Annotated in this window: 19 protein-coding genes; 6 read left to right on the top strand and 13 right to left on the bottom strand. The window is 54.2% G+C overall.

All coding sequences use genetic code 11. The annotated features are described in order from the left end of the window. Positions 1–247: 247 nt before the first annotated feature. Both H6F67_RS16670 and H6F67_RS28365 read right to left on the bottom strand, forming a co-directional pair. Complete coding sequence (locus H6F67_RS16670; RefSeq protein ID WP_190767741.1) at positions 248–1579, bottom strand: ATP-binding protein; 1332 nt, start codon at positions 1577–1579, stop codon at positions 248–250. Positions 1580–1603: 24 nt separating this feature from the next. Next, positions 1604–2533: a DMT family transporter gene (locus H6F67_RS28365; protein WP_199304467.1), complete on the bottom strand. Its 930-nt coding sequence runs from the start codon at positions 2531–2533 to the stop codon at positions 1604–1606. A gap of 96 nt (positions 2534–2629) precedes the next feature. Here H6F67_RS28365 and H6F67_RS16660 point away from each other — a divergent pair, with 96 nt between their 5' ends. Further along, positions 2630–3004: a DUF423 domain-containing protein gene (locus tag H6F67_RS16660; RefSeq protein WP_190767740.1), complete on the top strand. Its 375-nt coding sequence runs from the start codon at positions 2630–2632 to the stop codon at positions 3002–3004. Here H6F67_RS16660 and H6F67_RS16655 read toward each other — a convergent pair. The 6 genes from H6F67_RS16655 to H6F67_RS16630 all read right to left on the bottom strand — a co-directional run bounded on the left by H6F67_RS16655 (position 3001) and on the right by H6F67_RS16630 (position 7013). Further along, complete coding sequence (locus H6F67_RS16655; protein ID WP_190767739.1) at positions 3001–3702, bottom strand: bacteriorhodopsin; 702 nt, start codon at positions 3700–3702, stop codon at positions 3001–3003. The two genes, H6F67_RS16660 and H6F67_RS16655, sit on opposite strands and share 4 nt — an antisense overlap. A gap of 180 nt (positions 3703–3882) precedes the next feature. Then, positions 3883–4062, bottom strand: coding sequence for a hypothetical protein (locus H6F67_RS16650; RefSeq protein WP_190767738.1), 180 nt, complete (start codon positions 4060–4062; stop codon positions 3883–3885). A 231-nt stretch (positions 4063–4293) separates the two neighbouring features. Next, on the bottom strand, positions 4294–4623 hold the full coding sequence (locus tag H6F67_RS16645; RefSeq protein ID WP_190767737.1) for a hypothetical protein: 330 nt from the start codon (positions 4621–4623) through the stop codon (positions 4294–4296). 69 nt (positions 4624–4692) lie between these two features. Continuing rightward, positions 4693–5283 carry a chromophore lyase CpcT/CpeT gene (locus H6F67_RS16640; protein WP_190767736.1) on the bottom strand — a complete coding sequence of 197 codons (591 nt, stop codon included), beginning with the start codon at positions 5281–5283 and terminating at the stop codon, positions 4693–4695. A gap of 42 nt (positions 5284–5325) precedes the next feature. Next, on the bottom strand, positions 5326–6072 hold the full coding sequence (locus H6F67_RS16635) for an amino acid ABC transporter permease (protein WP_190767735.1): 747 nt from the start codon (positions 6070–6072) through the stop codon (positions 5326–5328). A gap of 83 nt (positions 6073–6155) precedes the next feature. Next, positions 6156–7013, bottom strand: coding sequence for a basic amino acid ABC transporter substrate-binding protein (locus H6F67_RS16630; protein WP_190767734.1), 858 nt, complete (start codon positions 7011–7013; stop codon positions 6156–6158). 300 nt (positions 7014–7313) lie between these two features. Here H6F67_RS16630 and H6F67_RS16625 point away from each other — a divergent pair, with 300 nt between their 5' ends. Both H6F67_RS16625 and H6F67_RS16620 read left to right on the top strand, forming a co-directional pair. Continuing rightward, complete coding sequence (locus H6F67_RS16625; RefSeq protein ID WP_190767733.1) at positions 7314–8075, top strand: amino acid ABC transporter ATP-binding protein; 762 nt, start codon at positions 7314–7316, stop codon at positions 8073–8075. Positions 8076–8192: 117 nt separating this feature from the next. Further along, a complete protein-coding gene (locus H6F67_RS16620; protein WP_190767732.1) occupies positions 8193–8555 on the top strand; it encodes a hypothetical protein in 363 nt (120 codons plus the stop codon). Between the two features lie 71 nt (positions 8556–8626). Here the strand turns inward: H6F67_RS16620 and H6F67_RS16615 are convergent, their stop codons facing one another. Both H6F67_RS16615 and petN read right to left on the bottom strand, forming a co-directional pair. Further along, positions 8627–8800, bottom strand: a complete 174-nt coding sequence (locus tag H6F67_RS16615) for a hypothetical protein (RefSeq protein ID WP_190767731.1) — start codon at positions 8798–8800, stop codon at positions 8627–8629. A 3-nt stretch (positions 8801–8803) separates the two neighbouring features. Then, complete coding sequence (petN, locus tag H6F67_RS16610) at positions 8804–8893, bottom strand: cytochrome b6-f complex subunit PetN (protein WP_190767730.1); 90 nt, start codon at positions 8891–8893, stop codon at positions 8804–8806. Positions 8894–9039: 146 nt separating this feature from the next. Between petN and H6F67_RS16605 the strand changes: the two genes are divergently transcribed. Next, a complete protein-coding gene (locus H6F67_RS16605; RefSeq protein ID WP_190767729.1) occupies positions 9040–10284 on the top strand; it encodes an ABC transporter substrate-binding protein in 1245 nt (414 codons plus the stop codon). A gap of 12 nt (positions 10285–10296) precedes the next feature. Here H6F67_RS16605 and H6F67_RS16600 read toward each other — a convergent pair whose 3' ends face one another. Then, positions 10297–11022: a hypothetical protein gene (locus H6F67_RS16600; RefSeq protein ID WP_190767728.1), complete on the bottom strand. Its 726-nt coding sequence runs from the start codon at positions 11020–11022 to the stop codon at positions 10297–10299. Between the two features lie 111 nt (positions 11023–11133). Here H6F67_RS16600 and H6F67_RS16595 point away from each other — a divergent pair, with 111 nt between their 5' ends. Beyond that, on the top strand, positions 11134–12033 hold the full coding sequence (locus H6F67_RS16595; protein ID WP_199304465.1) for an SGNH/GDSL hydrolase family protein: 900 nt from the start codon (positions 11134–11136) through the stop codon (positions 12031–12033). Then, on the top strand, positions 12014–13264 hold the full coding sequence (locus tag H6F67_RS16590) for an FGGY-family carbohydrate kinase (RefSeq protein ID WP_190767727.1): 1251 nt from the start codon (positions 12014–12016) through the stop codon (positions 13262–13264). Before H6F67_RS16595 ends, H6F67_RS16590 begins: the two co-directional genes overlap by 20 nt. On the opposite strand, the gene H6F67_RS16585 is transcribed toward H6F67_RS16590, so the two are convergent. Beyond that, positions 13261–13725 carry a metallophosphoesterase family protein gene (locus tag H6F67_RS16585; RefSeq protein ID WP_190767726.1) on the bottom strand — a complete coding sequence of 155 codons (465 nt, stop codon included), beginning with the start codon at positions 13723–13725 and terminating at the stop codon, positions 13261–13263. The genes H6F67_RS16590 and H6F67_RS16585 overlap by 4 nt on opposite strands. After that, positions 13725–14669, bottom strand: coding sequence for an RsmB/NOP family class I SAM-dependent RNA methyltransferase (locus tag H6F67_RS16580; protein WP_190767725.1), 945 nt, complete (start codon positions 14667–14669; stop codon positions 13725–13727). The genes H6F67_RS16585 and H6F67_RS16580 overlap by 1 nt, the downstream gene beginning before the upstream one ends. Positions 14670–14671: the final 2 nt, after the last annotated feature.

Below are 14671 nucleotides of genomic sequence, written 5' to 3'. Positions count from 1 at the left end.
GCAAACCAAAATCGGTCAATGACTCGATCCACTAAGCGCTCCGATGATTGCTTCGATTACGGGTTATCCCTTTATTCTTGCTGCCCTATCTGCCCTCACCACTCTTTAAATTCATATAAAGTGCAGGGCGCAAAGCAAAATCGAAGATTACTTGACTCAATTGATTGAGATTTAAGTCTTCATGAATTCCAGTGGAAAAACTGACGAGAAATTGCCGAAACCGATGCGATCGACAGCGTGAAAAACTCTAGGCAGACGGCGACTGAAGCGTTTGATTCACTCCATCCGACTGAAGGAAATCGATAAACTGGCGAGCAGTTCGACCCGATCGCCCATTGTGCTGCGTTGCCCATTGCAGAGCGCGGCGATCGAGTTCGGCAGGCGAAATCGTCAGGTGAGCAAGCTGGGCGAGGTGGCGCACCATCTGCAAATAGGTATCTTGGTCGGCGGGTTCAAACGTTAAGGTGAGGCCAAAGCGATCGCTAAACGACAATTTTTCCTGAACCGTGTCCCAAGCGTGAACTTCATCCGCATCGCGAGGACGAGGACGGTCTCCAAAAAATTCGCGAATCAAATGCCGTCGGTTTGACGTGGCGTAGACCACGACATTTTGCGATCGCGCCGTCAAATTCCCTTCCAGCACAACTTTTAGCGCTTTGTAAGCATCTTCGTCTTCCTCAAACGACAAGTCATCCACAAACAAAATGAACTTTTGCGGACTGTGGCGCACCTGCTCAATAATGAGCTGCAAATCCTGCAAATCCGCTTTTGCCACTTCAATCAGGCGGAGGCCGCGATCGCCAAATCGATGCAGCAAAGCTTTAATCAGCGAAGATTTCCCCGTGCCGCGACTGCCATACAGCAAAACGTGCAAAGCCGGATATCCAGCCAAAAGCGCCTGCGTATTTTGTACCAATGCGGCCTGCTGCGATTCATAGCCGATTAGTTCATGCAGGCGAATCGGGTCAGGATAGGCAATGCCGATCAGCTTCCCAGCCTGCCAGCGCATCGCGTGATGTCGAGCAAAAATGCCGATTCCGGCTTTTCGGTAGTATTGGGCGAGGTCGGCGATCGCCTCGCCCCAATCGCTGCCGCCCTCCAGCTTGATCCACAGAGGCAGTTGCCGAATATCGCGCAGTCTGCCGTGCGGCTTGCCGTCCTGCCGCTCCCAACTGGGCAGAGTGGTTCCGGTCGCCTGCTGCACCCACTGACTGAGGCGATCGCCCTCACAGTGATAAAGCTGCTGCAACGATCGCAAGTCATGCTGAACCGCCGTCAACAAAGCTGGATTGAGCGCTCCCAATTCGAGCCGCTGCGCCTGCTGAGAGAACGGATTATCGGCCTGCAAAATTTCCCGCAGCAAATATTCCTGCCAGCTTTGTCCTGCCGCCGCTTGAGCCGCAAACCATGCTCCATAAGCAGTCAGGATGGCGATCGGATTGGCAGTGGGCGCACTCAGCGCGGCCAGCAGTTCGCCAAATGTCTGCGCGATTTTGCCGCTCAACACGTCTTGATAGAGCAGCAACGAAGCCGCCTGCCGCTGAAAAAATCCGATCGCCGCTAGAACTTTTGCATCCATTTCACTACTCTAGCGGCACGAGCGTTAGTGCGAAGAAGGCGATCGCCCAAACAAAGTTACGCCAATCGCCGCCGTTGTCACCAGCACGGTTGCCAGCAATGTTTGCAGCGTCAGAGTTTCATGCAGGAACAGGAAACCAACCAGCGCAGCGATCGCAGGCTCAATGCTCACCAACACGCCAAACACGCGAGGCGGCATCCTCCTCACCGCTTCAAACTCCAGCGTGTAGGGCAAAACGGTTCCCAAACTAGCCGCCGCCAGTCCGATTAGCAACACGCTCGGATGAAGCAATGCACTTCCGCCCGCTGCCACTCCGGGGATGAACAGAATCAGCGTCGCAATCACCATCGCCAGCGATAAACCATTGCCTCCCGGTAGACTGCGAGCGATCGCCCCAGAGCTAAAGATGTAGCAAGCCCAGCACAAGCCGGACGATAAGGCTAGCATCACGCCCAGCGGATCAAGCGTGGTCACGGCGATCGGATTGAGCAGCAAAATTCCTGCCGCCGCCAAACTCACCCAAACCAAATCGAGCCGTTTGCGCGACCCAATTACCGATACGCCCAACGGCCCCACAAATTCCAGCGTCGAAGCGACACCCAGCGGAATTCGATCGATCGCGCCCAAATACGACAAGCCCATGCCTGCCATCGACAAGCCCATCGTGCCCAAGATCCAATAGGTTTGCCGCGAATGTCCTTTCCACTGCGGACGCGCGATCGCCACCAGCAGCACAGCGGCGATCGCCTTACACAGAAAGGTCGTCCCCACCGATCCCAAGCTGCTAAACAGCGACTTGGCAAAGATGTTGCTGATTTGAATAATGAAGCTCGACAGCAGCACCAAACTGGACGGCGGCACAGATCCAAGGGCAGAACGGGCGCGATCGACCCGACGAGCAACGATTGTCCACGCGGAAGAGGGCGAAAAAATCGGAGCGGTAGCAAAAGTCACGATCGAGGATTCTCCACAAAAATTCGTTTTGTCATCCTAGCGCGATCGCCCAATCCGCCTGTCATCTCCTACGCTGAAGAAAAAGGCTATTCCACCATGCTCAATCAAGTTTTAATCACGATCGCCGCCATTTTGGGTGGAACTTCGGTTGCAGCCGGAGCGTTTGGCGCTCATGCGCTGGGAGAGAAGCTGAGCGATCGATCGCTGCAAATTTTTGAAACTGCCGCCCGCTACCAGATGTATCACGCGCTGGCAATTCTGCTGGTCGCTAGCCTCGCCCGCAGCCAGCCGCAGCCCTTGCTCACCGCTTCTGCCTTTGCGTTCATCGCGGGAATCGCGCTGTTTTGCGGCAGTTTGTACGCTTTGAGTTTGGGCGGGGTGAAGTGGCTGGGAGCGATCGCCCCGATCGGCGGTTTGGCCTTCATGATTGGCTGGGGCTGCTTGGCGATCGCCGCTTGGCAGAAGGGTTAGATCGCGGATTCGTACTGCGGTGACGGTGCTTCGTCCGCTTTTTCCAACGTACTCATCGTGTTGAGTGACAAGAAGCCAAAGCCCACTTTAGACAGCAAATCCAGCGAGGTGTAGCCAAACGCTTCGCCCGCCTGCTCAATCACGTTGAAGCCTGTGCTGGCGAGAATCCACACAACGGGGTACAGCGTCCATAGGACGAGGTGAACCGTCAGCAGCTTGGTGAAGGCTTTTTTGGCGCGGGGATGCTGGCGAACCGCTTCAACGCGATAAGGCTGCACCAGCAGATAGGCAACTGCCAGATACGCAAAGCAACTGACGATGTACCAAATGTAGTTTTTGGGCTTGTCTGTCATCGTCGCCACGAAGCCCGTCGCAATCATAAAGGCGTTCGACCCGATCAGACTAGCAGTCAGCGGTAGGCTGCTGCTGCCCAAGTAGGCCAAATCCAGCAATAGGAGAGGGGTTGAAAGGAACCAGGTGACATAGCGCACCCAGAAGGTGGGGCGATCGTGAACGATGTTGAATCCTTGGCCGAGCGCCATTGTCAGATACAGCCCAGCCGCAATCAGGCAGATGAAGAAGTTGAGTAAATAAATGATTTTCCAGCGATCGCTCCGCGCATTGTGCGCTCCCCAGCCAAACACGACAGAGCCGATCGCCATGCCCGCTACACCAATCCAAAGCCAAACTTGCGCCATTATTCTTTTATCTGTTCCATTCTGTCTGGTGTTAGTATCGGGGACAACTCCAGCAGGATGGATGTAGCGAAAGTAAGATTTTGAGGACGCGAGGCGCGATCGGATGCAGAACGAAAGCCAAAAAAACTGCCCTCGCAACTTTGGCAAAGGGCAGCTACAGCACCGAGAAAATCGTAAAAACTAGCTGCGGCGACGTTCTTCAGGCCGAAATGCACAGGACAAGCAGCGTTCCAGATGGTTGATGCGATAGACATGCCAGAAGCGGCGCGGATTGAGAATGACCGGAGCTTGCGCGTCTAGAATGCGCTGATTGAGGAACTGCCAGAGGGGGAAGAAGTTCTTGTTTGGGTTAGAAGCCATGAAAGCAATTACGAGGTGGAGGAGTGGAGTGGGCTGGACTCGCGCTCGACGATCGCAAGCGCAAAAAAAGTGTCCCGTTAATATATTGCCCGTGTTTCGGTTAAATCTTCCATTAGAAAGATGCAACATCCGCAGATTTCTACAGTGTCTTCACCAAACTTCGACAGCCGAGCGGTTTTTTTAAAGGTTTTGGCTATGATTTGCTGACATTTCCGGGAGCGCGATCGACTCTTACCGTCGCTTCTGATGCGCTAAACGGCAGAGCAATTCCCCTACACCCTGCGGCTCAAACGGCACAGATCGACCATTTTGCCGAATCCGAATTCGATCGCGACAGTTATATTTCTCGATCGATACCGTTCCGGAACGCCACGATCGCGCCTGCCCGTCAATGCTCACAGTGGCTCGATATTCCCAATAATTTTTTGCGCTGCGCTTGATACTGAGGATACAAATTTCCTGCCCGTTGACACTGCGGCAGATTGGCGCATCCGCAGCGGCAGGCCAAGCGCAACTGAGGCAAATCAAAAGGGCGATCGCGATCGATTGCAGAAAAGTCATGCGGCGGCAGCGGCGGAGTTGCCTACTATCCTCGCTTGACTGAGTGAATTCTGCCAATCGTAAAAATGGCTAAAGCTTAACTTCATCCGCATAGCTGGTGCGGCGAACGAACTCGAACGGTCCGGCGACCGATCCCCAAATGTGTTCATCCGTTTCGGGGTCACGTCCGCGATCGAGGCTCGTAAACAGTTTCTCGTCGATTTCAAATTCGCTGTCGAGATAGGTCGTATGGCCTTTGCGCGTCACGATGCAGCCTTTTCCCGGTTCAACCGTGCCCTTGAAGCTGTGGCCTGTCCACTGAACGATCATGTTGCAGCCGGAAAGTTTTTGAAGCTGATCGGCTTTGAGAGCTTGGAGGCGATCGAGATGTCGCGATGCGCCGTAGAACGCTTTTTCGTCGGAAACGGTGTAGTTTTCGATCGCAATGTGATCTCCAGCGTCAATCAGCTTGAGGACGCGCAGGCGATAGGGGTCGTTGAGCGTGAAATCATACGCCTGCTCGACGAAAAAGCTCATTCCGCCCAACAGATCGGACGGCAGCGGACGCATACAAACGCGAATATGCGCGAAAAACGGTGGGTTTTCGTATGCTTGCGCCTGGTTGCTAAAGTCGGCTGCCATCCAGCGGCCAAGCGTCAGAAGATCGGTGGCGTGGGTCATGATGCGATCGATCGAAACCGTCTCTATTTTACGTGACCGATGCTACAGTTCTGCGGGGTGGTCGCCGCCATCAATTGACATATTTGCTGATGCCGAGGCGGGTTTGCGCTTCGCCCGCTCGACCGGATTCATCCGCCGCTCCACATACTCGATTACGCGCGAAGCTAGCAGTATCAAAATTAGATAGATGACCGCAACAGCAATGTAAATCTCAAAAGCGCGGTAGGTGCGAGCCACAACGATTCTGCCGCTTTGCAGCAGTTCTTGGTAGCTGATCACCGAAACCAAACTGGTGTCTTTGAGTAGCGAGATAAATTCGTTGCCAAGTGGGGGAATCATTCGGCGAAACGCCTGCGGAAAAATGATGTAGCGCATTGTCTGTGTTCGACTGAGGCCGAGCGACTCAGACGCTTCGCGCTGTCCCGCTTCGATCGACTGAATGCCTCCTCTCACAATTTCACCGATGTATGCGGCGGCATTCAGGCTCAAAGCAACGATCGCCGCCACCCAACGCTCCATCCGAATTGGACTATTGAAAGTCGCCAACAAACCGGGAATGCCGAAGTAGATAATCAGCAGTTGCACCAGCAGCGGCGTTCCGCGAAAAAAGTCAATATAGGCGCGGGCAAAAAAACGTAAAGGCGCACTGGCTGACACTCGTGCAATTCCCAGTAGCGAACCGAGAATCAGGCCTATCACGCTCGTCGCGGCAGTCAGCCAAAGGGTGATCAGCAGTCCTTGGAGTAGCGTTGGCAGCGCATCACGAATAACTTGGATCGATTGTTCCACAGCAAGATTAAGGAGATGAATTAAGGAAATGAATGGAAAAAGCGATCGCCCCAATCAAACAAGAGCGATCGCCAGCGAGCGATTTATTGAATTCCCGGTGCTGTTTCCGGCAGTTCTGGCGGTTCTGCACCAAACCACTTGCGGTAGATTTCGGCGTAAGTTCCGTTTTCAATGATGGCGGTCAAACCTTGGTTGACGCGCTCCAGGTTTGGTGAACCTTTGGGAAGCGGAATGCCGTAGTATTCCTCGGTCAGCAAGTCACCCACTGTTTTGATGTTTTTAACGCTGCCCGTTTTGATCGCATAGAGAATCGCAGGGGCATCGTGAACGACCGCATCCACGTTGCCGTTGGAAAGCTCTTGCAGCGCGAGCGGCAAGTTGTCAAACAGGCGAACGTCACCATTGGCTTCTTCCGCCTTGCTTGCTCCGGTCGTACCCGTTTGCGCTGCGATCCGCTTGCCAGAAAGATGATCAAACGAAGTGATGTCGGTATTAGAAGACTGCACGGCGATCGCCAAACCCGATCGATAGTAGGGTCTGGAGAAATCGACCACCTGCGCCCGCTCCGGTTTGATCGTCATGGCGCTGATCGCTCCATCGATCGTGCCTGCCTGCAAAGCGGGAATCATGCCGTCAAACTGCGCGGTTTGATAGTTGACGGTGAATCCGGCTTCTTTGCCGATCGCGTTGAGCAAATCAACGTCAAATCCGGTCAATTGGCCGTTGCTGTCATTAAATTCAAACGGGGCAAACGTCGGTTCAATTGCAAATGTCAAGGTGTCGGCTGCGCCGCCTGCTGCCGGACTTGCGCCCGTGCTGGCCGCATCACCACCCGCAGGCGTTGTGCTCGACCCACAAGCGGCAAACACCAGCGCACAAAATAAACCCAAAAATCCAGCCGTAAGCTGTCGTAGAAAACGCGATCGAGTCAATCTAACCATTGCTTTGTCAGAAGGTGAAACATCTTAAATGGCGCTATTGTACTAACTTTGGGCGCAGATCATGCCCCTCTGTAGAGATATTCATGTGTCTTAGGAAACACATTACGATGTGCAAAGTGGGCTACATCAACTCCGTAGTAGCGCAGGCTTTCGATCGATTTTGTGCAGCTTGATACTAAAGTCGCAGTGCCGTCCAACGCCTGCTAATTCGTTGCTTCAGGAAGAGCGAAATGTGCTAGCAATAACGTATTAGCGAACAGCTAATGATTAGATTGTTAAGATTATTCATTACGAAACATCATGAACAGCGCCGAACCCGCCATCATTTTTCAAGACGTTAAGAAAAGTTTCGGCCCGCTGCAAGTCCTAAAAGGCATGAGCGGCCAGATTCACTTCGGTGAAGTTGTGTCGATCATCGGGCCTTCGGGCTGCGGCAAAAGCACGCTGCTGCGCTGCTTCAACCGTCTTGAAGCGATTAGCGGCGGCAGGCTAATTGTAGACAATATTGATCTTTCGGCTCCTAAAATGAGCACGAAGCAGTTGCGCCAACTCCGCGCCAACGTCGGCATGGTGTTTCAGCAGTTCAACCTGTTTCCCCACATGACCGTGCTGGACAACTTGACGATCGCACCGCGCAAAGTTCTTCAGCATGACGACAAAGAAAGCGCACGCATGGCGCGATTCTACTTGGACAAAGTTGGCCTGGCTGAAAAAGCAAACGCTTATCCTGACCAGCTTTCCGGCGGACAAAAGCAGCGCGTGGCGATCGCTCGTGCCCTGTGCATGAAGCCAAAAGTGATGCTGTTTGATGAACCGACGAGCGCCCTTGACCCGGAGCTGGTTGGCGAAGTGCTGGAAGTGATGAAGCAGCTAGCCGGAGAAGGCATGACGATGGTAATTGTGACGCACGAAATGCAGTTTGCTCGCGAAGTAGCCGATCGCGTCTTCTTTCTCAACCAAGGCTACATCGAAGAACAAGGCAACGCCCGCGAAGTTCTCACCTCGCCCAGCAGCGATCGCCTCCGCGCCTTCTTGAGCCGCATGAACGCCATCAACGTCTAGTTTCAGCAAAATATTTTGTAAAAATACCTTACAAAAGTTCAAACTGCGTTAACATTCAGGCAGTCGGAGTTGTGACATGGCTCCGCTGCCATTTTTTCTAGCTGCCTCACAGGTTTTATGAAAAAGCTGCTTGCCCCTCTCATCGCCATTACCTTCAGCCTTGCGCTGCTTGTGACTGCTGCGCTTAACATTGAAGCGTCGATCGAATCTCACGACTACTTCATCAAAACCGTTCATCCCGATCGCGTCTTGGTCGTTGAACCGAATCTGTCTGGATTTGTGAAAGCAGGCGCGATCGCCGAAGATGCAGGCGAATCGCTGATGAACGCGCTCGAAGCGATCGCGGAAAAATACGAAGTCACCGCCTCGCGGATCATTCATGTTCAGCGCAACATTGGCAGCGTCGTTCCGAATCTGGTTGTGAACGTGCGTCCGCTTCAGGCGATCGAAGCGGCTGACCTGGTTTCAGTCAGCGAATAGCCAAGTTTTCAGTAATCGCCAAAAAGCAGGGCGTCCCCGGATGGAATGCCCTGCTTTTTGTTGAAAGTAAGTTAGCGGCGACGCGCTTTTGGTTTGGGGCGCGATCGCTGCTGTTTTTCTTCGCGTTCACGACGACGGCGATCGCGCCATTCCGCCGCCGTCAGATAGGCGACGCCACCTGTAACGGCAAGCATCAGCCCCAGCGCAGAAAACGCCAGAATGGTGAGAATCGAAGGTTCGGCCATGCCTTAGAAACCGTTGCGACCCCAGACGACCAGCGAAACCGAAAAGGTGAAAACCACCAGCAGCGAAACCCAGCCCAGCGTCAAGATATCCATAGCGTGATGTGAATCAGTGAATTCAAGTTCGTTCACATTTGATCATAGTCGGAAATGGGTGTTGGGTGTCGGCTGTTCCGCTAACCCCTAGCGCCTGAACGCCGCGATCGCGAAATAATGAAGAACAAACCGATGAGAATTCAGTGATGTGGCAATCGATCGCCAAATTCGCGCTCAGCCTCGTGCTGCTGCTCACCGCCTGTCAGCCTGCGCCGAATGACAACGTGATTCACCTGACCTTGTGGCAGGGCGTCAATCCGCCGCCAAATCGCGATGTGCTGCAAACGCTGGTCGATCGATTTAACGCGACGCATCCGCAAATTCAAGTGGAATCGATCTATGCCGGACAGGGCGATCAGCAGATGCCGAAAATTCTCGCCGCTGTGGTCGGCAATGCTCAGCCGGATTTGCTGTGGTTTGCGCCGACGATTACCGGACAGTTGGTCGAACTCGATGCGATTCGATCGATCGAAGATTGGCTGGATCGATCGCCGCTCAAAGCCGAGATCGATCCGGCTCTGTTTGAGTCGATGCAGTGGGAAGGGCACACCTGGTCAGTTCCGTTTGGCGTCAATAATGTCGGGATTTTCTACCGACCGAGCCTGTTTGAAGCTGCCGGAATTGAAGATTTGCCGCGCACCTGGGACGAACTGCGGCAGGTGGCAAAGCAGCTAACGGCAAGCGATCGACACGGAATTTTGCTGCCGCTGGGCAAAGGCGAATGGTCGGTGTTTATGTGGCTCTCTTTCTTGTGGAGCGCGAACGGCGAACTGTTTGACGCCGATGGACATCTCAACCTGGCAACGCCATCCGCCGAAGCTGCGCTGCAACTTTGGCAGGATTTGGTGCAGGACGAGTCTGCCGTCCTGTCGGAGCCGGAGCGGGGTTATGAACTCGATCGCTTCTTGACAGGCAAAGTGGCAATGCAGCTAACTGGCCCCTGGACTTTGGGACAGTTGCAGCCGACCGGAGTGGATTTTGCCGTCATGCCGATTCCGGTTGGCGAAAAGCCGTCTACGAGCATCGGCGGCGAGAATTTGTTCATTCTCAAAACCACGCCCGATCGCGAACGAGCCGCCTTTACGTTTGCCGAATTTGTCTTGAGTGAGGAATTTCAGACGCAGTGGGCGATCGGAACCGGATATTTGCCCGTGAATTTGCGATCGCGCCAAAGTCCCGACTATCAAGCATTCGTCCGCCAACAGCCTGCTTTGAGCGTTTTTCTCGATCAGGCCGAAACCGGACGATCGCGCCCGATCGCCCCCGGATACAATCGCATTTCGGACAGCTTGGGACGAGCGATCGAAGCCGTTTTGCTGCAAAAACAAACGCCGAGCGAGGCGCTTGCCAATGCTCAGCGGCGACTGAATTTGATTTTGGGAGCGAACTGATTCGCTTGCTGCTCACAGCAGAACTTCGCGATCGAGACTGCTTACCGTGTAGTCTGCCGCGCTAAACAAATCCACATGGCGAAAAATCTGCACCGGAGACAGCATTCGACAGGTGAAAAATTCAACGGCCACGCGGCGATCGGGCATTCGGCGCAAGCGCGGTGACAAATCTTGCAGGCGATCGGCTCCCACCGCTTGCTGTAGGGCGATCGGGACGCGATCGATCAGGCGATGATAGCTCCAGTCTTGGTAAGTTCCGCTGGCTCCCCACTCTTGCAGTTCGCGCCGCAGCAAGGAAGCAATCAGAAACGATCCGGGCGATCGATCGCCCTCAATGGCCTGCATCCAGTCGGGCAGGGCGGCAGGCGGACAAGGCGGCGCAGCAGCATCCGATCGCACAATTGCCCGCTCCAGTTCGATTGTGGTGGCGCGATCGATCGGCACTGCCCAAACTTTTCCGCGACTGCCACGATCGTCTCGCCACAGATAGCCCACCAGTCGATAGTGCGGCTGAAGCTGGAGTCCCGGCAGTTTGCTCAACACCGCACCGGGATCGATCGCGCTCAACTGCCAGCCTTGTGCGGGAACTGGATCGAAACTGCGAGCAAACAAATCGCTCAAGCCTGCGATCGAATCGGGTGGTTCATCCGCGATCGGCGGCATCTCCAGCTTGAGGGCGGGCTGAAGATGCGCTCTAATTTTTTGCAGTGTGGCGATCGGAACTTTTTGAATCAACATGAACGCAGTACCCCACTCGGCCTCGCTCGATCGAATGGTGCGATCGAGCTTGAGCCTAGAATGCCCAGCGACTTTCGATCGCCATTGCCCTTTCGTAAAAGAAATCTTGCTATGACGGTGAGTGGAATTGCTTGGGCGGCAATTGGGGTGGGAGTGGCGATCGAACTGCTGTTGCGATGCTTTGGCCTGGGAAATCCACTGCTCTACCTTGCCGATGACCAAATTGGCTATCTGCTTGCGCCCAATCAAACCTGCCGACGCTTCGGCAAGCGCATTGCGATTAACGCTTTTTCGATGCGGAGTCCAGCCATTTGTCCAACTCGTCCACCGGATGCGCTGCGCGTCCTGCTGCTGGGCGATTCGATCGCCTTTGGCAGTCGTCACGATCAAGCCGATTTGATTTCCGAACAGATTTGCCGATCGCTCAAAGGCGCGATCGAAGTGCTGAACGCCTCCGCAAGTTCTTGGTCGCCGCGCAACGAACTTGCTTATCTGAAGCGGTTTGGCTGCTTTGAGTCGCAGGTTGTTGTGCTGCTGATTAACACCGACGATCTGTTTGGGTCTCCTCCCAATCCGGGCATTGTCGGGCGCGATCGCCACTATCCCAGCCGCAAGCCGCTTTTGGCGATCGCGGAACTGATTCGCCGCTATCGATCGCCCACCGTGCCGCCGATTGCCGAATCCGGCGATATTGTCGGGGTGAATTTGCAGGCGATCGCGCAGATTGCCGCCCTCGCCGCTCAAGCCAATGCCGCTTTCATTTTGGCAATGATACCCTTGCGACGCGAACTAGAGGGCAGTCGCGACTATGAAATGCAGGCACGGCAACGCCTGCAAGATTTGACCGTTCAGCGACAAATTTCCTACATTGATTTGCTCGATCGCTTCCAAACCGCACCGCATCCCGCCGCGCTATATTACGACTCGATCCACCTGAGCATCGCAGGCAATCAGCTTGTCAGTCAGGTTCTCAAACAGGCGATCGAAGCGCATGATGTATCTCGGCATTGACTTTGGCACGTCCGGCAGTCGCGCCGTTGTGATTGACGCTGCCCAAACGATTCAAGCGACCGTCAATGTGGCGATCGATCAGCCGACGAACTGGCAGCTTTGGCGATCGAGTTTGTTTGATTTGATTGAACAGATTCCGGCTGGACTGCGAGAGCAGGTGCGAGCGATCGCCATCAACGGCACGTCTTCCACCGTTTTGATTTGCGATGCAGCAGGTGAACCGCTGGCAGAACCGTTGCTCTACAGCGATGCGCGAGGATCCGCCGTTCTCGATCGCGTTCGATCGATCGCGCCTGCCGATCACACGGTTGTCAGCGCGACTTCCAGCTTGGCGAAACTGCTGTGGTGGCTGCATGAGGGGGCGATCGCTCCGCCCGCTTATTTTCTGCATCAGGCGGACTGGCTGGGCTTTTGTCTACACGGCCAATTGGGGATCAGCGACTACCACAACGCCCTCAAACTCGGCTATGACGTGGGCGACCTGCGCTATCCCGACTGGATGCCCGATTTTCCAATTCATCTGCCTCAAGTGGTTGCGCCCGGAACACCGATCGCCCCTGTCCTGCCGGATTTGCGCGATCGCTTTGGCTTTCCGCCTGACTGTCACGTTTGCGCCGGAACGACCGACAGCATTGCCGCCTTTCTTGCCAGCGGAGCGCAATTTCCGGGTGAAGCCGTCACCTCGTTGGGTTCCACTTTGGTACTGAAGCTGCTGAGCGAAACGCGAGTAGACGATACCCGCTACGGCATCTACAGCCATCGTTACGGCGATCTGTGGCTGGTCGGCGGCGCATCGAACACCGGGGGAGCCGTGCTGCGTCAGTTTTTCACCGATGCCGAACTCGATCGCCTCAGTGCCCAAATCGCGATCGATCCGCCCAGCCTGCTCAACTACTATCCGCTGCTGCAACCGGGCGATCGCTTTCCGATCAACGATCCCGACTTGCCGCCGCGACTGGAACCGCGCCCCGCCGATCCAGTAGAATTTCTGCACGGTTTGCTGCAAGGCATCGCCCAAATTGAAGCACGCGGCTACCATCTGCTGATCGAACTGGGAGCGACACCTGTGCGATCGATTTACACCGCAGGCGGCGGCGCGAAAAATGACGTGTGGATGCAGATCCGATCGCGCCTGCTCAAGGTTCCGGTCTGTCGATCGCCGCAAACCGAAGCAGCGTTTGGGACGGCACTGCTCGCCCTGCGATCGCGGCTGTCGGCAGAAGAAGATTAAACCGGGAGTTCGATGATTTCGGCTTGGACTTGGCGATCGCAAATTTGGAGATGGGCGATCGACACAGGCAGCTTAAATCTTCGCGGCCCCGCGCTGCCGGGATTGAGATACAAAACGCCGGCGCGCTCTTGAATCAAAGGTTTATGTGAATGGCCGCTGATGATCAGGTGAATTCCTGCTGATTGCGGCACGATCGAAAGCTCTTGAATAATGTGCAGCAGATGAATCGAAACGGCTTCAATTTGCAGCGTTTCCTGCTCCGGAATGGCTTCTGCCCAATCGCCTTTATCGTTGTTGCCGCGCACCGCAATTACAGGCGCGATCGATCGCAGTTTTTCTAACACCTCCGGCTTGCCAATATCGCCTGCATGAAGAATTAATTCGCAGCCTCGAAGTGCGTCGATCGCTTCTGGGCGAACCAAACCATGTGTATCTGAAATAACGCCAATTTTTGCAGCCATCAGGATATAAATCTTGCTTTAGATAAAAACTGATCGGACAAAGACGATCGCTTCCCTTCCGCTTGATTTTGCAGCAAAATCGTGAAGCTGCCTGCTCCTAATTTAAACTGCGGAAATAAGCGGTAACAAGGCAAGTTTGTCAGGTGCGATCGATAGCTTGCAAGATGGGGGATTTCGATCGCTTCAAACTGCGGAAACTTGCTCAGCAACCATTCTGCAACCTGTTCATTTTCTTCTAGTGAATAGGCACAAGTCATGTAGGCTAAGTAACATTGTGGCGCAACAATCTGAGCCGAGTTTGCCAAAATTCGCTTTTGCCGATTGGCGTTTTTGTTGATATTGACCGGATGAAAACATCCGAGGGCTTTGTCACCTTTTGCCAGCAAAGATTGACCTGTGCAAGGTGCATCCACGATTACCAGATCGATCGCGCCCGCAATCTCGTTTGCCAAAATCTGAGAATCAACATTCAGCGTTGCACTCTGCTGAATTCGGCAGCGCTTCAGGTTTGAGACGAGTGCGCCGATCCGCTTGCCGATTACTTCATTACAAAGCAGTAATTCCGGCTGTAGAGCTTGCCACGCAAAGATACTTTTGCCACCCGGAGAGGCGCACATATCCAGCGCAATCGAGATGGGTTGCTCGATCGCCTGCAAAACAGAAGCCGCAAACACCGAAGAGAAATCGAGACAGTAAAAATCGCCTTGCTGATGCAAAACGTTCTGTCCAGGTTTTGTGCCAATGGCTAATCGATCGACAAATTTCGGCTGCCAGGATAGCGGTTCAATGACTTCAAAAGGTGGCTCGATCGGGCGATCGTGACACCACAAAATGCAAGGTGAAAACGGCTGTGGCTGAATGAGCGCATCAATGAAGCCAGCTTGCTCGATCGGATCATCAAATAATCGCTGTGCTAGTTTGCGTAAGAGGTTAGAAGCTTCCATTT

This window comes from Microcoleus sp. FACHB-1515, from assembly GCF_014696105.1.
In the GTDB taxonomy this organism is placed as follows: Bacteria; Cyanobacteriota; Cyanobacteriia; order Elainellales; family Elainellaceae; genus JAAUTJ01.
The sequence above is the reverse complement of the archived record's forward strand: the minus strand, read 5'-3'. Positions and strand labels throughout refer to the sequence as shown.